Origin of the sequence: Parvibaculum sp. (genome assembly GCF_049651025.1) — a bacterium.
GTDB lineage: Bacteria > Pseudomonadota > Alphaproteobacteria > Parvibaculales > Parvibaculaceae > Parvibaculum.
In genome coordinates, this window is the sequence record NZ_JBASBH010000044.1 from 21506 (window position 1) to 37742 (window position 16237).

Consider the following 16237-nt stretch of genomic DNA (forward strand, 5'->3'; position numbering starts at 1 on the left):
CGCGCCGCAAATGCAGCGCAATTCACGAAAGCCTAGAACGCCAGTCTTTAGAAGTTCTTTACCGAAGCCCGATCAGGCGGCTGCGCCGCAGCACTTCTTGTATTTCTTGCCCGAGCCGCAGGTGCAGGGATCGTTGCGGCCGATTTTCACGACGGTGCGGGGCCGCATGCCCATGGTGCCGTCGACATAGTACCAACGCCCGTCCTTGCGACCGAAATGACCCGTCTCGTGATGGACACGGTCGGTGCCTTCCTGACGGAAAAGCGCCACGAACTCGACATAGCCCTCTTCGTCGCCCGCCCCGCCGGCTTCGACATGGCGAACCTGAAGCCCGGTCCACTCGCTCGACTTCGACCACTCGCCGACAGCGGCGCGATCGAAATCACCCCGCGTACCGGGCATAAGCGACTCTTCCAGATAGTCGATATTGCCGGTCGCAAAGGCCGAATAGCGCGAGCGCATCAGCGCCTCCGCGGTCGGCGGCAGCGCCTTGCCATCGAGAAAAGGCCCGCAGCAATCGGCGAAAGATTTACCGGACGTGCAGGGGCATTTGTCGGGAAGGGTCATCGAGAGCCTCGTTCGGGCATGGAAAAGCCGCCAATAGCGAAGCCTCGGTACCACGGAAAATTTGGGAGAGCCAGACGATATTCGCGGAAATCACCGGCAACCCGGCCGGACAAACGCCTCACTGGCCGAACACAACAGTGCGCATTCCATTCAGAAAAACCCGGCGCGCGGCGAGCGCAGCAATAGCGCGGGCAAGCACCAGCGCCTCGACATCGCGACCGGCTGCGATCATCTGATCGACGGTCGTGGTGTGGCTCACAGGCTCGACGCGCTGCTCGATGATCGGCCCCTCATCGAGATCGCTGGTCACGAAATGCGCCGTCGCCCCGATGAGCTTCACCCCGCGCTCATGCGCCTGATGATAGGGCCTTGCGCCCTTGAAGCTCGGCAGGAAGGAGTGGTGAATATTGACCGCCTGACCGGCAAGCGCCCGGCATGTCTCGTCCGACAGCACCTGCATGTAGCGTGCAAGAACGACGAATTCCGCCTTTGTCTCCTGCACCAGTTCAAGCAGGCGCTGCTCCGCCTCCGGCTTCGTGTCCTTCGTCACCGGGATATGGAAGAAGGGAATGCGATGTTGCTGGGCAAGCGGCGCAAGGTCGAGATGGTTCGACACGATCGCGGGAATGTGGATGCGCAGCGCATCGGTGCGATAGCGATAGAGTAGATCGTTCAGGCAGTGATCGGCCCGCGAAACCATGAGCAGGAAAGACGGCCTCACGCCCACATTATGGAGACGCCACTCCATGCCGAAACGCGCCGCCACCGGCTCGAATTTCTCGGCGAAACTTTTCTGTCCGAAAGCCCCCGGCTCGACCGGATGAAAGACCGTGCGCATGAAAAAGCGCTTCGTGTCGGGATCGCCGAAATGATGGGATTCGGTGATGAAAAGATTTTCAGCGGAAAGAAGCCCCGCAACCGCGGCAACAATGCCGACGGCATCGGGGCAGGAAATGGTCAGGATGTAGTGGTTATCGACGTCGGACATCTGCTCGCTTCACTCGCCCTCTGAATTGGCGCGGATAGTTTCACACTCCGCATAGGGCAGGAAACGCCAGAAGCCAAATACTCTTCTGCTCCCTTGTCGGGAGCCGGCCACGAAATCCGGTTTTGAACGCCAAAACGCTGCGACAGCCCGGCCGCCTCACTTTTCAACCGCGCCGCCGCTTTCAAGCCAGTCCTTGAACGCGCCGAGATTGTAAACGCTCGCATAGCCCATTTCCTTGAGCACCTTGCCGCTCAGCGCCGACCGTCCGCCCGAGGCGCAATAAAGGAGAAGCGTCTTGTCCTTGGCGAAGTTCTTGTCGTGATACGGCGATTCAGGATCGGCGCGGAATTCCAGCATCCCGCGCGAAGCATTTATGGCGCCGCGAACCTTGCCGCTCTGCGCCACCTCCGGCGCGTCGCGCACATCCACAACCAGTACATTGCCCCGCGCGATCATTTCGCCCGCTTCGCTCGGCGTAAGGCGCGGCACCACGGCGTTTGCAGCCTCCAGCATTTGCTTGACGCTTGCGGCCATCTCACCCTCCTGAACTTCAGGTCCACTTTATTCCGCGATCATCTCGCCCGAACCGCCGAACTCCGCCGGAAAGTCTTTCAGCTTCGGCAGTCCGTCATGCATTCGCAGGACCGTCTCGGCATAATTGACGTGAACGGCAGGAACGAAATCAAAAGTCGGAATCGTCGCGGCAAACACGTCCACAAGGCCAAGCGGCGGATGATTGGTCATCAGATGCCCGCCGCATTTTGAGCAATACTGGCGCTGGCTCATCTCGGTTTTCTGGAATGTCGCAATATGCTCGGCTCCGGCGGTCACCCGCACAGCCTCCGGTTTCCAGAGGCTGAAAGCGTTCACAGGCCCACCGGACCAGGAACGACAGGAACTGCAATGACAATAGCCCATGGCCTCGGGCGAGCCGGTGACTTCCAGTTCGACCGCACCGCAAAAGCATTTGCCAACATGTGTCATGACTTCCTCCCCGTTCACATCGGTCAGGCAGGTCATTGAACACAGAAATCGACGCGATGAAAAGCCGTCTCGACAGGCCCGTCCGTGGTAGGCCGGATGCTTCTCACGGCCGCACGGAACGCAAACAAAAATAGAAACGGCCCGTAAACGGGCTGCTTTCCATTCCTGATTTTAGGAAACTTTGGAGCGGGCGAAGGGATTCGAACCCTCGACCCCAACCTTGGCAAGGTTGTGCTCTACCCCTGAGCTACACCCGCATCCGAAGGCGCGCTTTATGACCCATAGAACTCGCCAATGCAAGGGGTCAGTTCCAACATATGTGACTATCTGCAACTTGCGGGGCCCCATGGGCTCATGCCAGTAAATCACCATGCAAAGCGCACCTGAAATCGAAAAGCTCACAACGAAGGAAGCCTTTCTCGCCTGGCTGGAAAAGCAGGGCATCGCCCACGAGACCCGCGAACACGAGCCGTTGCACACGGTCGAGGACGCGCGAGCGGCGCGCGCCTTGTGGGGCGCACCCTGGACCGGGGGCGGCCACTGCAAGAATCTTTTCCTGAAAGACAAAAAAGGCGCGCTTTTCCTCGTCGTGACGCTGGAAGACCGCGAATTGAAGCTGAACCGCCTCGGCAAGCCATTGGGCGCGGCGCGGCTGTCTTTTGCCAATGCGGACCTGCTTTGGGAGGTGCTTGGCGTGCGCCCGGGCTCCGTCACGCCCTTCTCGCTCGTCAATGACCGCCCTGCCCGCGTAACGGTCGTTCTCGATGCGCCGATGCTCGACCATGAGCGCCTGCACTACCATCCGCTCGACAATCGGGCGACGACAGCCATCTCCCGCGACAATCTGCTCGCCGTCTTGCGCGCGACGGGCCACGAGGCCATCATTCTCGACCTCGTGGCGGCGGGCAGCGGCGATAGCGACTGAAGCCTTGTAAGCGCGGGCAATCTGCCGCTAAACCATTGTTTCCAAAAGAGGCGGTCCCCACATTGGGGAAATACGCGAGACAGTCGCCATGACATGGCGCGCACAGCCAGGGCCGAGACACATGGACCAGATCATCGGACAGACCCCAGCCGCTCCCGGCGCACCGTCCGCTGCCGACCTCATCATCGACACAACGACGCAAACCTTCGCGCATGACGTTCTCGACGCGTCCGAGAAGGTGCCCGTCATCGTCGATTTCTGGGCCCCATGGTGCGGTCCCTGCAAGCAACTGACACCGATCCTCGAGAAAGTCGTGCTGGCCGCCAGAGGCGCTGTACGCCTCGTCAAAATGAACATCGACGAGCACCCTGCCGTCGCCCAGCAATTGCGCGTGCAGTCGATCCCCGCCGTTTTCGCCTTCAAGAACGGCCAGCCGGTCGACGGCTTCATGGGCGCGCTGCCCGAAAGCCAGGTCCGCGCCTTCATCGAACGCCTTGCCGGTGGCGTCGGCCCGACGCCCGCCGAGGAAATGATCGAAGCCGGTCACGCCGCCTTCGAGGCGCATGACCTTGCAGCCGCCGCGCAGGCTTTCGCCGGCGCCATTCAGCTTGAACCGGGCATTCCCTCTGCCGTCGCCGGTCTGGCGCGCTGCTATATCGAGAGCGGAGATTTCGACCGCGCGCGCCAGACGCTCGGCCTCGTCCGCCCCGATGCGAAAAACGATCCCGAGATCAAGGCCGCCGAGGCTGCCCTTTCGCTTGCCGAAAAATCCGCCGACATCGGCGACACGGGCGAACTTCTCGCCCGCATCGAAAAGAACAGGAAGGATCACGACGCCCGCTTCCAGCTCGCCCTCGCACTGAACGCGAAAGGCGACAAGGAAGGCGCGGTCGATCAGCTTCTCATCAGTTTTGAATATGACCGCAACTGGAACGATCAGGCGGCCCGCAAGCAGCTCGTCGAGTTTTTCGATGCCTATGGCCCGAAAGACGAAGTGACGCTGTCTGGCCGACGTCGCCTGTCATCAATCCTGTTCAGCTAGATAAAGGAATTCAGATCGTCATGGGATCGACGGATCGCTATCAAAGCGTCGCGGACTTTCCCGCTACCATCCCGGTATTTCCGCTTTCCGGCGTGCTGCTTCTGCCGCGCTGTCAGGTACCGCTGAATATTTTTGAGCCGCGCTATCTGCAAATGGTGGACGACGTATTGCGCGGCGCGCGCATCATCGGCCTTGTGCAGCCCGACGAAGCGGCATCGCATGGCAATGACGAGAAACCGGCGCTGATGCAGATCGGCTGCGCGGGCCGTCTCACCTCCTACAACGAGACGCCCGACGGCCGCACGCTCATCACGCTGACCGGTATCTCGCGTTTCCGTATTACCGGCGAACTCGAAACGACGACGCCCTATCGCCAGTGCACGGTCGACTGGAATGAATTCGCGGATGATCTCAAGCCGGAATTCGGCGCGGACCATGTGAGCCGCGACCGCCTGCTCGATATTCTGAAGCAATATCTCGAAACGCATGGGCTGCAGGCGGACTGGCGCACCATCAAACTTTCGACCAACGAAGCGCTGGTCAATTCGCTCTCGCTCATCAGCCCTTACGGGCCGCGCGAGAAACAGGCCCTGCTCGAAGCCAAGACGCTTGAAGATCGCAACCAGATGTTGATCGCGCTCACCGAAGTCGCCCTTCAGCAAATCTCGCCGAACGAAACCACCGTTCAATAAGACCTCTTGATCAAGGAACCGCCTATGCCCGAAGGACGTCAGGAGACACGCGGAGAAGTCGATCCGAAGCTTCTCGAAATTCTGGTCTGCCCCGTCACCAAGACGACGCTGCGCTATGACCGGGAGCATCAAGAGCTGATCTCGGACAAGGCACGTCTTGCCTATCCGATCCGCGACGGCATTCCGATCATGCTGGCCGACGAGGCGCGCGCGCTCGATGACGAATGACGCCCGCCCCTGGCCCACGGAAATCAAGCTGAAGAAATCCGAACGCCTGCTCGAAGTGACCTTCGAGAACGGTACGGCTTTTTCGCTCCCCGCCGAATATCTGCGCGTCGAAAGCCCATCCGCTGAAGTGCAGGGCCACGGCACCGGAAACAAGACCATCGTGCCCGGCAAACGCAACGTGACGATCGAAGCGCTTGAGCCGGTCGGCAACTATGCCGTGCGCATCATCTTTAGCGACGGCCATGACAGCGGCCTCTTCACCTGGGAAACGCTTTACCGTCTGGGCAGCGAGCGGGAAGAAATCTGGGGCGAGTATCTGGGCGCGATGGAAGCCAAGGGCTTGAAGCGCGACTGACTCACCATTCATTGTCATCCCGGCCTTGTACCGGGATCCAGGGACCGCACGCTCAGAATTTGACGCTACTGGACCCCGGCACAAGGCCGGGGTGACAGCGCAATAAATGGCGATCCTCAGATAGCCTCGCCTCGCAACAGCCTCGGCAGATCGCCGACCGAGCCGCCCGCATGGCGCATGAACAGACGACGCGCCGGGCCCATCAGGTTGACCGCGCCGAGACCGAGATCGCGCACAAGGCGCAGCGGCCCGATATCGTTTGAGAATAGCCGGTTCATCCCGTCCATCAGCAGCGACAGCGATACATTGTCGAAACGCCGCCAGCGCTGATAGCGCTCCAGCACATCGAGCGCGCCGATATCCTGACCGAGCCGCGCCGCCTCGATCACGACCTGAGCCGCAGCCGCCACATCGCGCCAGCCGAGATTGAGCCCCTGCCCCGCAATCGGATGGATCGCATGAGCGGCATCGCCCACCAGCGCAAGACGCGGGCGCACATAGTCTCGCGCAAGCTGCAGCGACAAAGGATAAGACCAGCGCGGCCCGACCGGGCGACACGCTCCAAGATAATCGCCGAAGCGAGCACGCATCTCATCGGCGAAGGCCGCATCGTCGAGCGCCAGTATCGCCTTCGCATCCTCGTGACGTTCAGTCCAGACGAGCGAGGCGCGATTGCCGACCATCGGCAGAATGGCAAAGGGACCGCCCGGCAGAAAATATTCCTGCGCCACGCCCTCATGCGGCCGCTCATGCTCGACCGTCGTCACGATGCCCGTCTGGCCATAGTCCCAGCCGACTGTCTTGATGCCCGCCGCATTGCGCGTTGGCGAGCCGCGTCCATCTGCGGCAAAGCAGACGCGCGCCTTCACCGTCGATCCATCGGCAAGTGTCGCGACAGCCGCCGCGCCATAGGAAATCTGTTTCACCGCATTGGGCGCGATGAGGCGCACGCCCAGTGTTTCCTCAACCGCCTTTTGCAGCGCAATCCGCAAATGCCGGTTCTCGATCAGATGGCCGAGCGGCTCGTCGCCGATCTCCCTATGATCGAAATGCAGAAAGAGCGATGAGCCGGGCCCGCGCACGCGCCCGTCCGACACCACAATGTCGTTGATCGGCTGCATCTGCCCGGCGAGATGCTTGATGACGCCAAGCTGTGCCAGCATGCGGCAGGACGAAAACGCGATGGCCGAGACGCGCCCGTCGAAACCCGCGCCCGTCGCGGTCGCCGGATCGAGCGCATCGACCAGCGTGACGCTCAAGCCACCCTGCGCCAGCGCAAGCGCCAGCGGCATGCCCGCAAGCCCGCCGCCGACGATCAGAATATCGCTCTCATAATCCGCTTTTTCCATGAAGCGCAGAGTCCAACGGATGGACCCGAAAGTCCAGCTTTCGCAGCGATGGCCAATGGACGCGGGGCCACCCCTTGCCTACTCTCACGCAAAACGGCGGGAGGCGAGGCCATGGCGAATTTCACTGAAAAGACAACGGCGCTGACGCTCGGTTCTCTGTTCGAGAGAGGCGATGCAAGCCCCCGCGACGTGACCGAGTTTTTTCTCGCCCGTGCAGAGGCGCTGGACCCCGATCGCCGCATTTATGCGCGATTGACTGAGGCCCGCGCCCGCGCCGAAGCCGACGCCGCAACCGACCGCGCAAGACGCGGGTTGCGCCGCCACCCGCTCGACGGCGTGCCGCTTTCATGGAAAGACCTTTTCGACAGCGCCGGAACGGTGACGGCGGCAGGTTCGCTCTCGCTGAAAAACCGCGTCCCGACCCATGACGCCGAAACGCTGGCGCGCGCCACGCGCGCAGGCGCCGTCTGCCTCGGCAAGACGACGATGACGGAGTTCGCCTTTTCCGGCCTCGGCATAAATCCGAAATGCGGCACACCCGCCAACGCCTTCGACGAAGGGATCGAGCGCGTGCCGGGCGGCTCGTCGTCGGGCGCTGCCATCTCGCTCGCGCGCGGCCTTGCCACGGGCGCAATCGGAACCGACACGGGCGGCTCCGTGCGCATCCCCGCCGCCTGGAACGGTCTCGTCGGCCTCAAGACGACAGCAGGCCGTGTGCCGCTCACGGGAACGCTGCCGCTTTCACCGACATTCGACACGATCGGCCCGCTCGCCCGTGACGTCGCCGATGCCGCCGCGCTTTTTTCATTGCTCAATGGTTCAAAGCCGATAGATATCGAAGGCGGTCAACTCAAGGGCGTCACCTTCCTGCTGCCGGGCGGCGTTGCCTGGTCGGAACTCGGCGAAGGCGTCGCCACCGCGCTCGATCAGGCCATCCGCAAACTGCTTCACGCAGGCGCGCGGATCGTCGAACACAAATTGCCGGAGCTTGACGAGATCGACGCGCTCGCATGGGGCGGCGGCGCAAGCCGTCTCGTCGCCGAAGCCTATGCGCGCTGGGCCGATACGCTGCATGCCAACAAGGATGACATCTATCCCCCGGTCTTCGACCGCGTGATGGCGGGCGCCGACATAAAGGCTGGCGATCTGCTGAATACCGATGCGCGCCGCCACGAAATCACGCAACGCTATCTCGCGGCGACCGCTGGCATCGATGCGGTGCTGATGCCGACCGTTGCGATCACGCCGCCACCGATTTCAAAACTCGAAGCAGGCGGGCCTGAATATTTCAAGGCGAACCGCATGGCGCTTCGCAACACGACCATCGGCAACCAGCTAGGCCTCTGCGCGATCAGCCTGCCCGCAGGCTATGACGAACACGGCATCCCCGTCGGCCTGATGCTGCAGAGCCATCCTCATACGGAGGAAAGATTGCTGCGCATCGCCAGAGCGGTAGAGAAAGCACTGCACGAGGGTTAGGCGAGGCCCGACATTACCAATGGTTGTCACCCCGGCCTTGTGCCGGGGTCCAGGAGCCTCAAGCGCAGAGTACGCGACCCTGGACCCCGGGACGGGCCCGGGGTGACATCAATAGATGGAATAAAAAGGGGCGGACAATTTGTCCGCCCCAATTCTCATCGACTTCTGTGGCGCCCTATCTCACAGGCGCCTGACGCGCACGGTCTTCAATCGCACGCTTCTGGATATAGGACAGGATCGCATCGGCCTCTTCTTCCGAGATGAGGTCGGCGAAGCTTGCCATGCCGTTATCCCTCAGCATGCCGCCGCGCACGATGTCCTGGAAATGCGCGCGCGTATTCTCATTGCTGCGCCGCAGATCGGGGATGACGCCGGGGCTGACCGCCAGCGTGCCGTGGCAGAAAGCGCAATGCTGCTGGAACGATACTTCGCCCTTGCGGATCGTCGCATCGTCCGCCGTCAATGCAGGCCATGCCGGGATCGTCTGGTCGCGCAGCGCGAGCTTCTGAAGCTCTGCCGTGCCACCGATCTTGTAGACGAGCAGCTTGCCCTGATTGCCGTATTTCGCCGCCGCTGACGTGCGCGCATCGCCGCTGGTGATGTTGACGCCACCCCAGCCCGCGAGCACCGCAACATATTGCACGCCGTCAACCTCATAGGTGACGGGCGGGGCAACGACGCCGGTCTGGATGTCCTTCGACCAGACCTTCTCGCCGGTGTCGGCCTTATAGGCATAGAGATGCCCGTCCGCCGTACCCTGGAAAACGAGATTGCCCGCAGTCGTCAGTACACCGCCATTTAGCGGCGCGGGATAGGTTACCTCCCACTTCACCTTGCCCGCCACGGGATCCCATGCGCGCAGATAACCATTGGACGGCGGCACGTCGCCCAGCGCCTTCACCGCATCGACGAGATCGGCATAGGACAGGCCAAGATTCCACCAGTTCTTTTCCGGCGTGTAGTGATGCTTGGTTTTCCATTCCTGACTGAGCGAATAGAAGAGCGGCAATTCCTGAACGGGAATGTAAACGAGGCCGGTCTTCGGGTTGTAGGCCATCGGGTGCCAGTTATGCGCACCATTGGCCGACGGCTGCACCCATTGACCCGTCTTGTCATAGGCAAGCTCGGGATTCTCGACGGGACGACCTGTCTTGAGATCGACATGCGTCGCCCAGGTCGTGATCGCATAATTATTGGCGGAGATGAGTTCGCCCGTCTCGACGTCGAGAACGTAGAAGAAGCCGTTCTTCGGCGCATGCATCAGCACGTGACGCTGCTTACCGTCGATCTCCAGATCGGCAATCATCAGCGGCTGCGTCGAGGTGTAGTCCCAGTTGTCGCCGGGCGTCTCCTGATAATACCACTTCATCTTGCCGGTATCGGGATCGAGCGCGACCACCGACGAGAGATAGAGATTGTCGCCGCCGCCGGGCGAACGAATTTCGCGCGTCCAGGGCGAACCATTGCCGGTGCCGATGAAGATCGTGTTGGACTTGACGTCATAGACCATGGAGTCCCAGGCCGTGCCGCCGCCGCCAAGCTTCCACCACTCGCCGCCCTTCCATGTCGGAATGGCTTTGGTCAGTTCCGGATTTTCAACCGGCAGCGACGGATCGCCCGGCACCGTATAGAAACGCCAGACCTGCTTGCCGGTCTCGGTATCGTAAGCGGTGACATAGCCGCGCACGCCATATTCCGCGCCGCCATTGCCGATGATGACCTTGTCGTTGACGATGCGCGGTGCGCCCGTCGACGTATAGGGCGCGCCCGGAACCGTGTTGACCTTCCAGACGACCGAGCCATCCTTCGCGTCGAGCGCGAACAAATGTCCGTCAAAGCTCGCGACATAAACACGGCCCTTCCAGACAGCCGCGCCGCGATTGACGACGTCGCAGCAACCATAGCGGCCCCACTCGCCGGGCACTTCAGGATCGAAGCGCCAGAGTTCCTTGCCGGACCGCGCATCCACCGCAATGGTGACGCCCCATGTCAGCGTCACATACATGACGCCATCGACAACGATGGGCGAGGCTTCGAGGCCGCGTGTCGTGTCGGTGTCGAGTGCCCAGTCCAGACCGAGCTGGCCGACATTCTTATCGTTGATCTGATCGAGCGGCGAAAAGCGCTGCTCGTCATAGGTGCGTCCATGCCCGAGCCAATTGCCGGGCTCGCTATCGGCATTGGCAAGCCGCGCGGCATCGATATCGGCGGCGGGCCGCGACGCTGATTTCTCTGTAGACTGACCATTCGGCAAAGGCTCGCCGACTGCGACACTCGAAGCGCCATGTCCATCGCCGCGAGATTTAACCGCGGCAATACCGACGCCGACGACAAGCGCCGCGCAGACCGCGACGCTAAGCGCCCTCGGCCATATGCTGACTGAAGATTGAGCCATGAGCTCCCCTGTTCCCTGTTCCCTGCGGACCGCATTCCCGACGATCCGATTCTGGGGGGCTCTTATGCGGCCCCCTCGCATCGCCGGAAAGCTTATCGGAAGCTTTTGAGCCGTGAAAGCCAGCCAAACCGAACCGCTTTTCACCTCGCCCGAACTGAGCGGATGAAAAAATAGGCACCTGATTTTGTTTGCCTGTTTTTTGAGCTGTTTTCAAACCGCAGGAATGCTCGATCCTTCCCCGCTGCCTGAAATACATAAGCGGAATCAATAGATTATAGATTTTCTTCCATTCGGCACGGTTCTTGAGAATGAAAAGTCTGAAATGCCGAGATGCGCCCTGCAGGACGCGCATGACAAGGTGTTCAGAGCTTCAAGCCGGGAGCAGTGACCTGGCAGTCAATGGAGAGACGGATGATTGGGACAGGAATTGGAGCGGGGGTTTTACGAAAGATCCCCTTGGGAGCCACAGCGACGGCGCTGACGCTTCTGGCCTCTGTCGGAAGCGCCTTTGCCGATACGGCGCCGAAGCTCGACAGCGGCAACACCGCCTGGATGCTGACATCGACAGCCCTTGTGCTGCTGATGACGATCCCCGGCCTCGCACTCTTCTATGGTGGCATGGTTCGCAAGAAGAACGTCGTCACGATGAGCGCGCAGAACTTCGTCATCGTCTGTATAATGACGGTCTTGTGGGTGGTCATCGGCTATTCGCTGGCCTTCCGCACCAACCCCAGCGAAGCGATGAACGCCTATATCGGCGGCTTCGATCGCATGTTCCTCCACGGCCTTGATGTGAACGCACTTTCGGGCACGATCCCCGAAAGCCTCTTCATGGTCTTTCAGATGACCTTCGCGATCATCACGCCCGCGCTCATCACGGGCGCCTTCGCCGATCGCATGAAGTTCTCCTCGCTCATCGTCTTCATGTCGCTTTGGCTGATCTTCATCTATGCGCCGATCGCGCATTGGGTGTGGGGCGGCGGTTTCCTCGGCAGCGCCGGCGTGCTCGACTTTGCAGGCGGCACGGTCGTTCACATCAATGCCGGTATTGCGGGCCTCGTCACCTGCCTCGTGCTCGGCCCGCGCAAGGGCTACGGCCACGAGAACATGGCGCCCCACAATGTCGTGCTGACCATGATCGGTACATCGCTTCTGTGGGTGGGCTGGTTCGGCTTCAATGCGGGTTCGGAACTTGCCGCTGACGGCCGCGCCTCCTTCGCCATGGTCGCAACGCAGGTTGCAACAGGCACGGCGGCTCTGGGCTGGATGTTCGCCGAATGGATCGTCCACAAGAAGCCGACGCTTCTGGGCATGTGCTCAGGCGCGGTGGCGGGCCTCGTCGCAATCACGCCTGCCGCAGGCTTCGTCACGCCCTCGGGCGCACTCTGGATCGGCCTTGCCGCTGGCGTCATCTGCTTCATCGCGTCGACAAGTGTGAAGCGCGCGCTGGGCTATGACGACGCCCTCGACGTCTTCGGCGTCCATGGCGTGGGCGGCATCGTCGGCGCGGTTCTCACCGGCGTCTTCGCGACCATGGCCGTCACCGGGGCCACGACGCCGGTCGGCGGCATCGACGGCAACTGGGCCCAGATCATGGTGCAGATCAAGGGCATCGGCTTCACGCTGGTCTGGTCGGGCATCGGCACCTTCGTCCTGCTGATGATCACCAAGGCTTTCTTCGGCCTGCGCGTCACGCCGCAGGAAGAAATCGAAGGCCTCGACATCAACCTCCACGGCGAGACGGTTCAGTAACGCCGCGCAAGGACCGGAAAGGGCGCTCTTCTCAAGCTGGAATGAGCGCCCTTTTTAAAAGCCCCGCGCCAAACAAATGAGGACACTGAAATGAAACTCGTCATGGCAATTGTGAAGCCGTTCAAGCTCGACGAAGTCCGCGAGGCCCTGACCGCGCTCGGCATAGAGGGCCTGACCGTCACCGAGGTCAAAGGCTATGGCCGCCAGAAGGGACAGACGGAAATCTATCGCGGTGCGGAATATGCAGTGAACTTCCTGCCCAAACTCAAGATCGAAGTCGTCGTTGCCTCAAATCTCGTCGACAGAACCATCGCCGCCATCAGCGGCGCGGCAAAGACCGGCAATATCGGCGACGGCAAGGTCTTCGTCGTGCCTGTGGAGCAGGCGCTGCGCATCCGCACCGGCGAAACCAACGATGAAGCCATCTGACCAACCCTCCCCCCGGCGCGTTCCCTGAGACGCGCCACACCTTGGAGCCCGGGACGACCTCCTCGCCCGGGCTCATTTTCTGCCTGCTTTCGCGCCGTTTGCCCAATAAGTGTGACCGCTTCTTGAGCGGCCCCGGCCTCGCCTGCCCTGTGCGGCGCAGATAACCGCGCCGATCCCACCCGGATTTTCTGCTGAAATAACCGGCAACCCATCTGGCACGGCGCTTGATTGTGCATATGGACAATCACGGAAGCCGCTGCCGCTGACTTTTCCAAATGCGGCCGACCACCTCGCCCCGATCAGAGGCGCGACAGGGGGAAACATAATGAATCCGGCCATAGCCGGTGCCGCCAACGGCGCCGATGTCTTTTTCATTTTAATGGGTGCCATCCTCGTCTTCGCGATGCATTCCGGCTTCGCCTTTCTCGAAGTCGGCACGGTGCGCCACAAGAACCAGGTCAACGCGCTCGTCAAAATCCTCGTCGATTTCGCCGTCTCGACCATCGCCTATTTCTTCATCGGCTACGGGGTCGCCTACGGCATCCACTTCTTCGTCAATGCCGCAACGCTCAACGGCAATGAAGGCGGCGCCTTCGCGCCCCAAGGTCGCGACCTCGTCAAATTCTTCTTCCTGTTGACCTTCGCCGCCGCAATCCCGGCGATCATCTCCGGCGGCATCGCCGAGCGCGCCCGCTTCTGGCCGCAGGCCGCCGCCACCGCGATCATCGTCGGCCTCATCTATCCCTTCTTCGAGGGCCTGACCTGGCACGGCAATCTGGGCCTTCAGGCATGGCTCACCGCGAGCTTCGGCGCGCCCTTCCATGATTTTGCGGGCTCCGTCGTCGTCCACGCGGTTGGCGGCTGGCTCGCCCTCGGCGCGGTCGTGATGCTCGGGCAACGGCGCGGGCGCTACACGAAAGACGGCCGCCTTGTCGCCTTTCCGCCCTCCTCGATCCCCTGGCTCGCGCTCGGCTCATGGCTGCTATGCATCGGCTGGTTCGGGTTCAACGTCATGTCGGCGGGCTCGCTCGAAACCATCTCCGGCCTCGTCGCCATGAATTCGCTGATGGCGATGGTCGGCGGCATTCTGGCCGCCCTCGTCATCGGGCAGAACGATCCGGGCTTCACCCATAACGGCGCGCTGGCGGGCCTCGTCGCCGTTTGCGCAGGTTCCGACGTCATGCACCCCATCGGCGCCCTCATCACGGGCGGCGTCGCGGGCGCCCTTTTCGTCGTCATGTTTGAATGGAGCCAGCGCAAGCTCAAGATCGACGACGTGCTCGGCGTCTGGTCGCTGCATGGGCTTTGCGGGCTCTGGGGCGGCATTGCCTGCGGGATTTTCGGCCATGCAAGCCTTGGCGGCCTCGGCGGCGTCTCCTTTGCGAGCCAGCTCATCGGCTCGTTGAGCGGCGCGACCTATGCCCTCATCGCAGGCCTCATCGTCTATGGCCTGCTGCGCCAGACTGTCGGCATTCGCCTCAGCGCCGAGGAGGAACATCGCGGCGCAGACCTCTCCATCCACAAGATCGGGGCAAATCCGGAGGCCGAACTTCCCACCCGCTAGGGCCCAAAGGCATCACGGTTAACCGAAGATTAAGGAATTGCTTCCAATTGTGTGGATAAGTTGCGGAGACTCCACAGGTTTTTCCACCGATCGAGCCTCGCCAACCAACTGGACCGTCCCCGGCGACGCCGGTAAGATCGCGCCAGCTTAACCATGCCGCGCTGAACAGCGTGCCGAGCCCCAAGGGATGCCGCGCTTTGCCCGCGCCTGATTTGACGCATAACCGTTTGGAGTCCTTGCCGGATTCTCCATTTCCGCGCCTCAACGCGTTGATCGAGGGCATTGCCCCCGGCAAGCCGCCCATCATCATGTCGCTGGGCGAGCCGCAACATCCCTTCCCCGATTTCGTCACCGAGACGATCACCGCCCATGCCAGGGAATTCGGCAAATATCCGCCGATTGCCGGCACGCCCGATTTCCGCGCCGCCGTGGCCGACTGGCTGGCTCGCCGCTACGGGCTTGGCGACGTCATTGGAACCGGGAAGCCGCTCGATCCCGAGCATCAGATCCTGCCGGTCAACGGCACGCGCGAGGCCCTTTTCAACGTCGCCTTCGTCGCAACGCCGCTGTCGAAGCAAGGCCAGCGCCCCGCGATCCTGATGCCGAACCCCTTTTATCAATGCTATGCGGCAGCCGCCCTCGCCGCCGGTGCAGAGCCCATCTATGTCGCGGCCACCCGCGAAAACGGCTTCATGCCCGATTTTGCGGACCTGCCCGAAGAGCTGCTCGCCCGCACTGCCATGATCTATGTGTGCAGCCCGGCAAACCCGCAAGGCGCGGTCGCGAGCCTCGATTATCTGAAAGACCTGCTGCGCCTCGCGCGCAAGCACAGCTTCCTGCTGGCGGTCGATGAATGCTACGCCGAGATCTATGACCGCGAGCCGCCCGCGGGCGCGCTGCAAGCGGCCATCGAACTGTCCGGCACGCTCGACAATCTGATCGTCTTTCACTCGCTCTCCAAACGCTCCAGCCTTCCGGGCCTGCGTTCGGGCTTCTGCGCGGGCGATCGCGATTTCATGATCCGCTTCCGCAATTTCCGAAACATCGGCGCGCCGCAAGTGCCATTGCCGCTGATGGCCGCCTCTGCCGCTGCCTGGCGCGAGGAAAGCCACGTCGCCGAAAACCGTGCACGCTATCGCCGCAAGATCGACGCGGCAGAGCGCGTCTTCGGCAATCGACTGGGCTTCTATCGCCCGGCTGGTGGATTTTTTCTCTGGCTCGATGTCGGCGACGGCGAAAAAGCGGCGCGCGAGCTTTGGGCGAAAGCAGGCGTCAAGGTCTTGCCGGGCGCATATCTCTCGCGCGAAGATTCCAATATGAAAAGCACAGGTGATTCCGGCAATCCCGGCGCCGCCTATATTCGCGTGGCTCTCGTCGAGGACGAGGCCAGAACCGAGGAAGCATTGAAGCGCATGGCGGAGATTCTGTGATCGGCAGCGCCGCACGTGGCCGATCCGTTGCAAAGAAACCCGCGACGAAAAGGACGGC

Annotated in this window: 17 protein-coding genes and 1 tRNA gene; 10 read left to right on the plus strand and 8 right to left on the minus strand. The window is 61.9% G+C overall.

Features of this window, described 5'->3' with window-relative positions; all coding sequences use genetic code 11:
* Positions 1-72 precede the first annotated feature (72 nt).
* The 5 genes from WA943_RS05650 to WA943_RS05670 form a co-directional block, all read right to left on the minus strand.
* Positions 73-567 carry a YchJ family protein gene (locus tag WA943_RS05650; RefSeq protein ID WP_424468875.1) on the minus strand — a complete coding sequence of 165 codons (495 nt, stop codon included), beginning with the start codon at positions 565-567 and terminating at the stop codon, positions 73-75.
* A gap of 118 nt (positions 568-685) precedes the next feature.
* The gene (purU, locus tag WA943_RS05655; protein WP_424468876.1) at positions 686-1555 is read right to left on the minus strand and encodes a formyltetrahydrofolate deformylase; all 870 of its coding nucleotides are present in this window, start codon (positions 1553-1555) and stop codon (positions 686-688) included.
* A 156-nt stretch (positions 1556-1711) separates the two neighbouring features.
* The gene (locus tag WA943_RS05660; protein WP_424468877.1) at positions 1712-2089 is read right to left on the minus strand and encodes a rhodanese-like domain-containing protein; all 378 of its coding nucleotides are present in this window, start codon (positions 2087-2089) and stop codon (positions 1712-1714) included.
* Between the two features lie 27 nt (positions 2090-2116).
* Positions 2117-2539 (minus strand): GFA family protein, encoded by a 423-nt coding sequence (locus WA943_RS05665; protein ID WP_424468878.1) that lies wholly within the window; start codon positions 2537-2539, stop codon positions 2117-2119.
* A gap of 182 nt (positions 2540-2721) precedes the next feature.
* Positions 2722-2796 (minus strand) — tRNA-Gly (locus WA943_RS05670).
* 113 nt (positions 2797-2909) lie between these two features.
* Between WA943_RS05670 and WA943_RS05675 the strand changes: the two genes are divergently transcribed.
* The 5 genes from WA943_RS05675 (at position 2910) to WA943_RS05695 (ending at position 5781) form a co-directional block, all read left to right on the plus strand.
* Positions 2910-3464: a prolyl-tRNA synthetase associated domain-containing protein gene (locus WA943_RS05675; RefSeq protein ID WP_424468879.1), complete on the plus strand. Its 555-nt coding sequence runs from the start codon at positions 2910-2912 to the stop codon at positions 3462-3464.
* A 121-nt stretch (positions 3465-3585) separates the two neighbouring features.
* Complete coding sequence (gene trxA, locus WA943_RS05680) at positions 3586-4506, plus strand: thioredoxin (protein ID WP_424468880.1); 921 nt, start codon at positions 3586-3588, stop codon at positions 4504-4506.
* A 20-nt stretch (positions 4507-4526) separates the two neighbouring features.
* The gene (locus tag WA943_RS05685) at positions 4527-5198 is read left to right on the plus strand and encodes an LON peptidase substrate-binding domain-containing protein (protein ID WP_424468881.1); all 672 of its coding nucleotides are present in this window, start codon (positions 4527-4529) and stop codon (positions 5196-5198) included.
* A gap of 24 nt (positions 5199-5222) precedes the next feature.
* Positions 5223-5426 carry a Trm112 family protein gene (locus tag WA943_RS05690; RefSeq protein ID WP_424468882.1) on the plus strand — a complete coding sequence of 68 codons (204 nt, stop codon included), beginning with the start codon at positions 5223-5225 and terminating at the stop codon, positions 5424-5426.
* The gene (locus WA943_RS05695; RefSeq protein ID WP_424468883.1) at positions 5416-5781 is read left to right on the plus strand and encodes a gamma-butyrobetaine hydroxylase-like domain-containing protein; all 366 of its coding nucleotides are present in this window, start codon (positions 5416-5418) and stop codon (positions 5779-5781) included. The genes WA943_RS05690 and WA943_RS05695 overlap by 11 nt, the downstream gene beginning before the upstream one ends.
* A 116-nt stretch (positions 5782-5897) precedes the next feature.
* On the opposite strand, the gene WA943_RS05700 is transcribed toward WA943_RS05695, so the two are convergent.
* Positions 5898-7130 carry an FAD-dependent monooxygenase gene (locus tag WA943_RS05700; RefSeq protein WP_424468884.1) on the minus strand — a complete coding sequence of 411 codons (1233 nt, stop codon included), beginning with the start codon at positions 7128-7130 and terminating at the stop codon, positions 5898-5900.
* 111 nt (positions 7131-7241) lie between these two features.
* On the opposite strand from WA943_RS05700, the gene WA943_RS05705 reads away from it, so the two are divergent.
* Entirely contained in the window at positions 7242-8609 is a 1368-nt protein-coding gene (locus WA943_RS05705) for an amidase (RefSeq protein ID WP_424468885.1), read from the plus strand.
* A gap of 175 nt (positions 8610-8784) precedes the next feature.
* On the opposite strand, the gene WA943_RS05710 is transcribed toward WA943_RS05705, so the two are convergent.
* Together WA943_RS05710 and WA943_RS05715 are read right to left on the minus strand one after the other, a co-directional pair.
* On the minus strand, positions 8785-11004 hold the full coding sequence (locus tag WA943_RS05710) for a PQQ-dependent dehydrogenase, methanol/ethanol family (RefSeq protein ID WP_424468886.1): 2220 nt from the start codon (positions 11002-11004) through the stop codon (positions 8785-8787).
* The gene (locus WA943_RS05715; protein ID WP_424468887.1) at positions 10964-11356 is read right to left on the minus strand and encodes a hypothetical protein; all 393 of its coding nucleotides are present in this window, start codon (positions 11354-11356) and stop codon (positions 10964-10966) included. Before WA943_RS05715 ends, WA943_RS05710 begins: the two co-directional genes overlap by 41 nt.
* 59 nt (positions 11357-11415) lie before the next feature.
* On the opposite strand from WA943_RS05715, the gene WA943_RS05720 reads away from it, so the two are divergent.
* The 4 genes from WA943_RS05720 (at position 11416) to WA943_RS05735 (ending at position 16179) form a co-directional block, all read left to right on the plus strand.
* Entirely contained in the window at positions 11416-12756 is a 1341-nt protein-coding gene (locus WA943_RS05720; protein WP_424468888.1) for an ammonium transporter, read from the plus strand.
* 90 nt (positions 12757-12846) lie between these two features.
* Positions 12847-13185 (plus strand): P-II family nitrogen regulator, encoded by a 339-nt coding sequence (locus tag WA943_RS05725; protein ID WP_424468889.1) that lies wholly within the window; start codon positions 12847-12849, stop codon positions 13183-13185.
* 325 nt (positions 13186-13510) lie between these two features.
* Positions 13511-14749, plus strand: a complete 1239-nt coding sequence (locus WA943_RS05730) for an ammonium transporter (RefSeq protein ID WP_424468890.1) — start codon at positions 13511-13513, stop codon at positions 14747-14749.
* Positions 14750-14985: 236 nt separating this feature from the next.
* A complete protein-coding gene (locus tag WA943_RS05735; RefSeq protein WP_424468891.1) occupies positions 14986-16179 on the plus strand; it encodes an aminotransferase class I/II-fold pyridoxal phosphate-dependent enzyme in 1194 nt (397 codons plus the stop codon).
* The last annotated feature ends 58 nt before the right edge of the window (positions 16180-16237 follow it).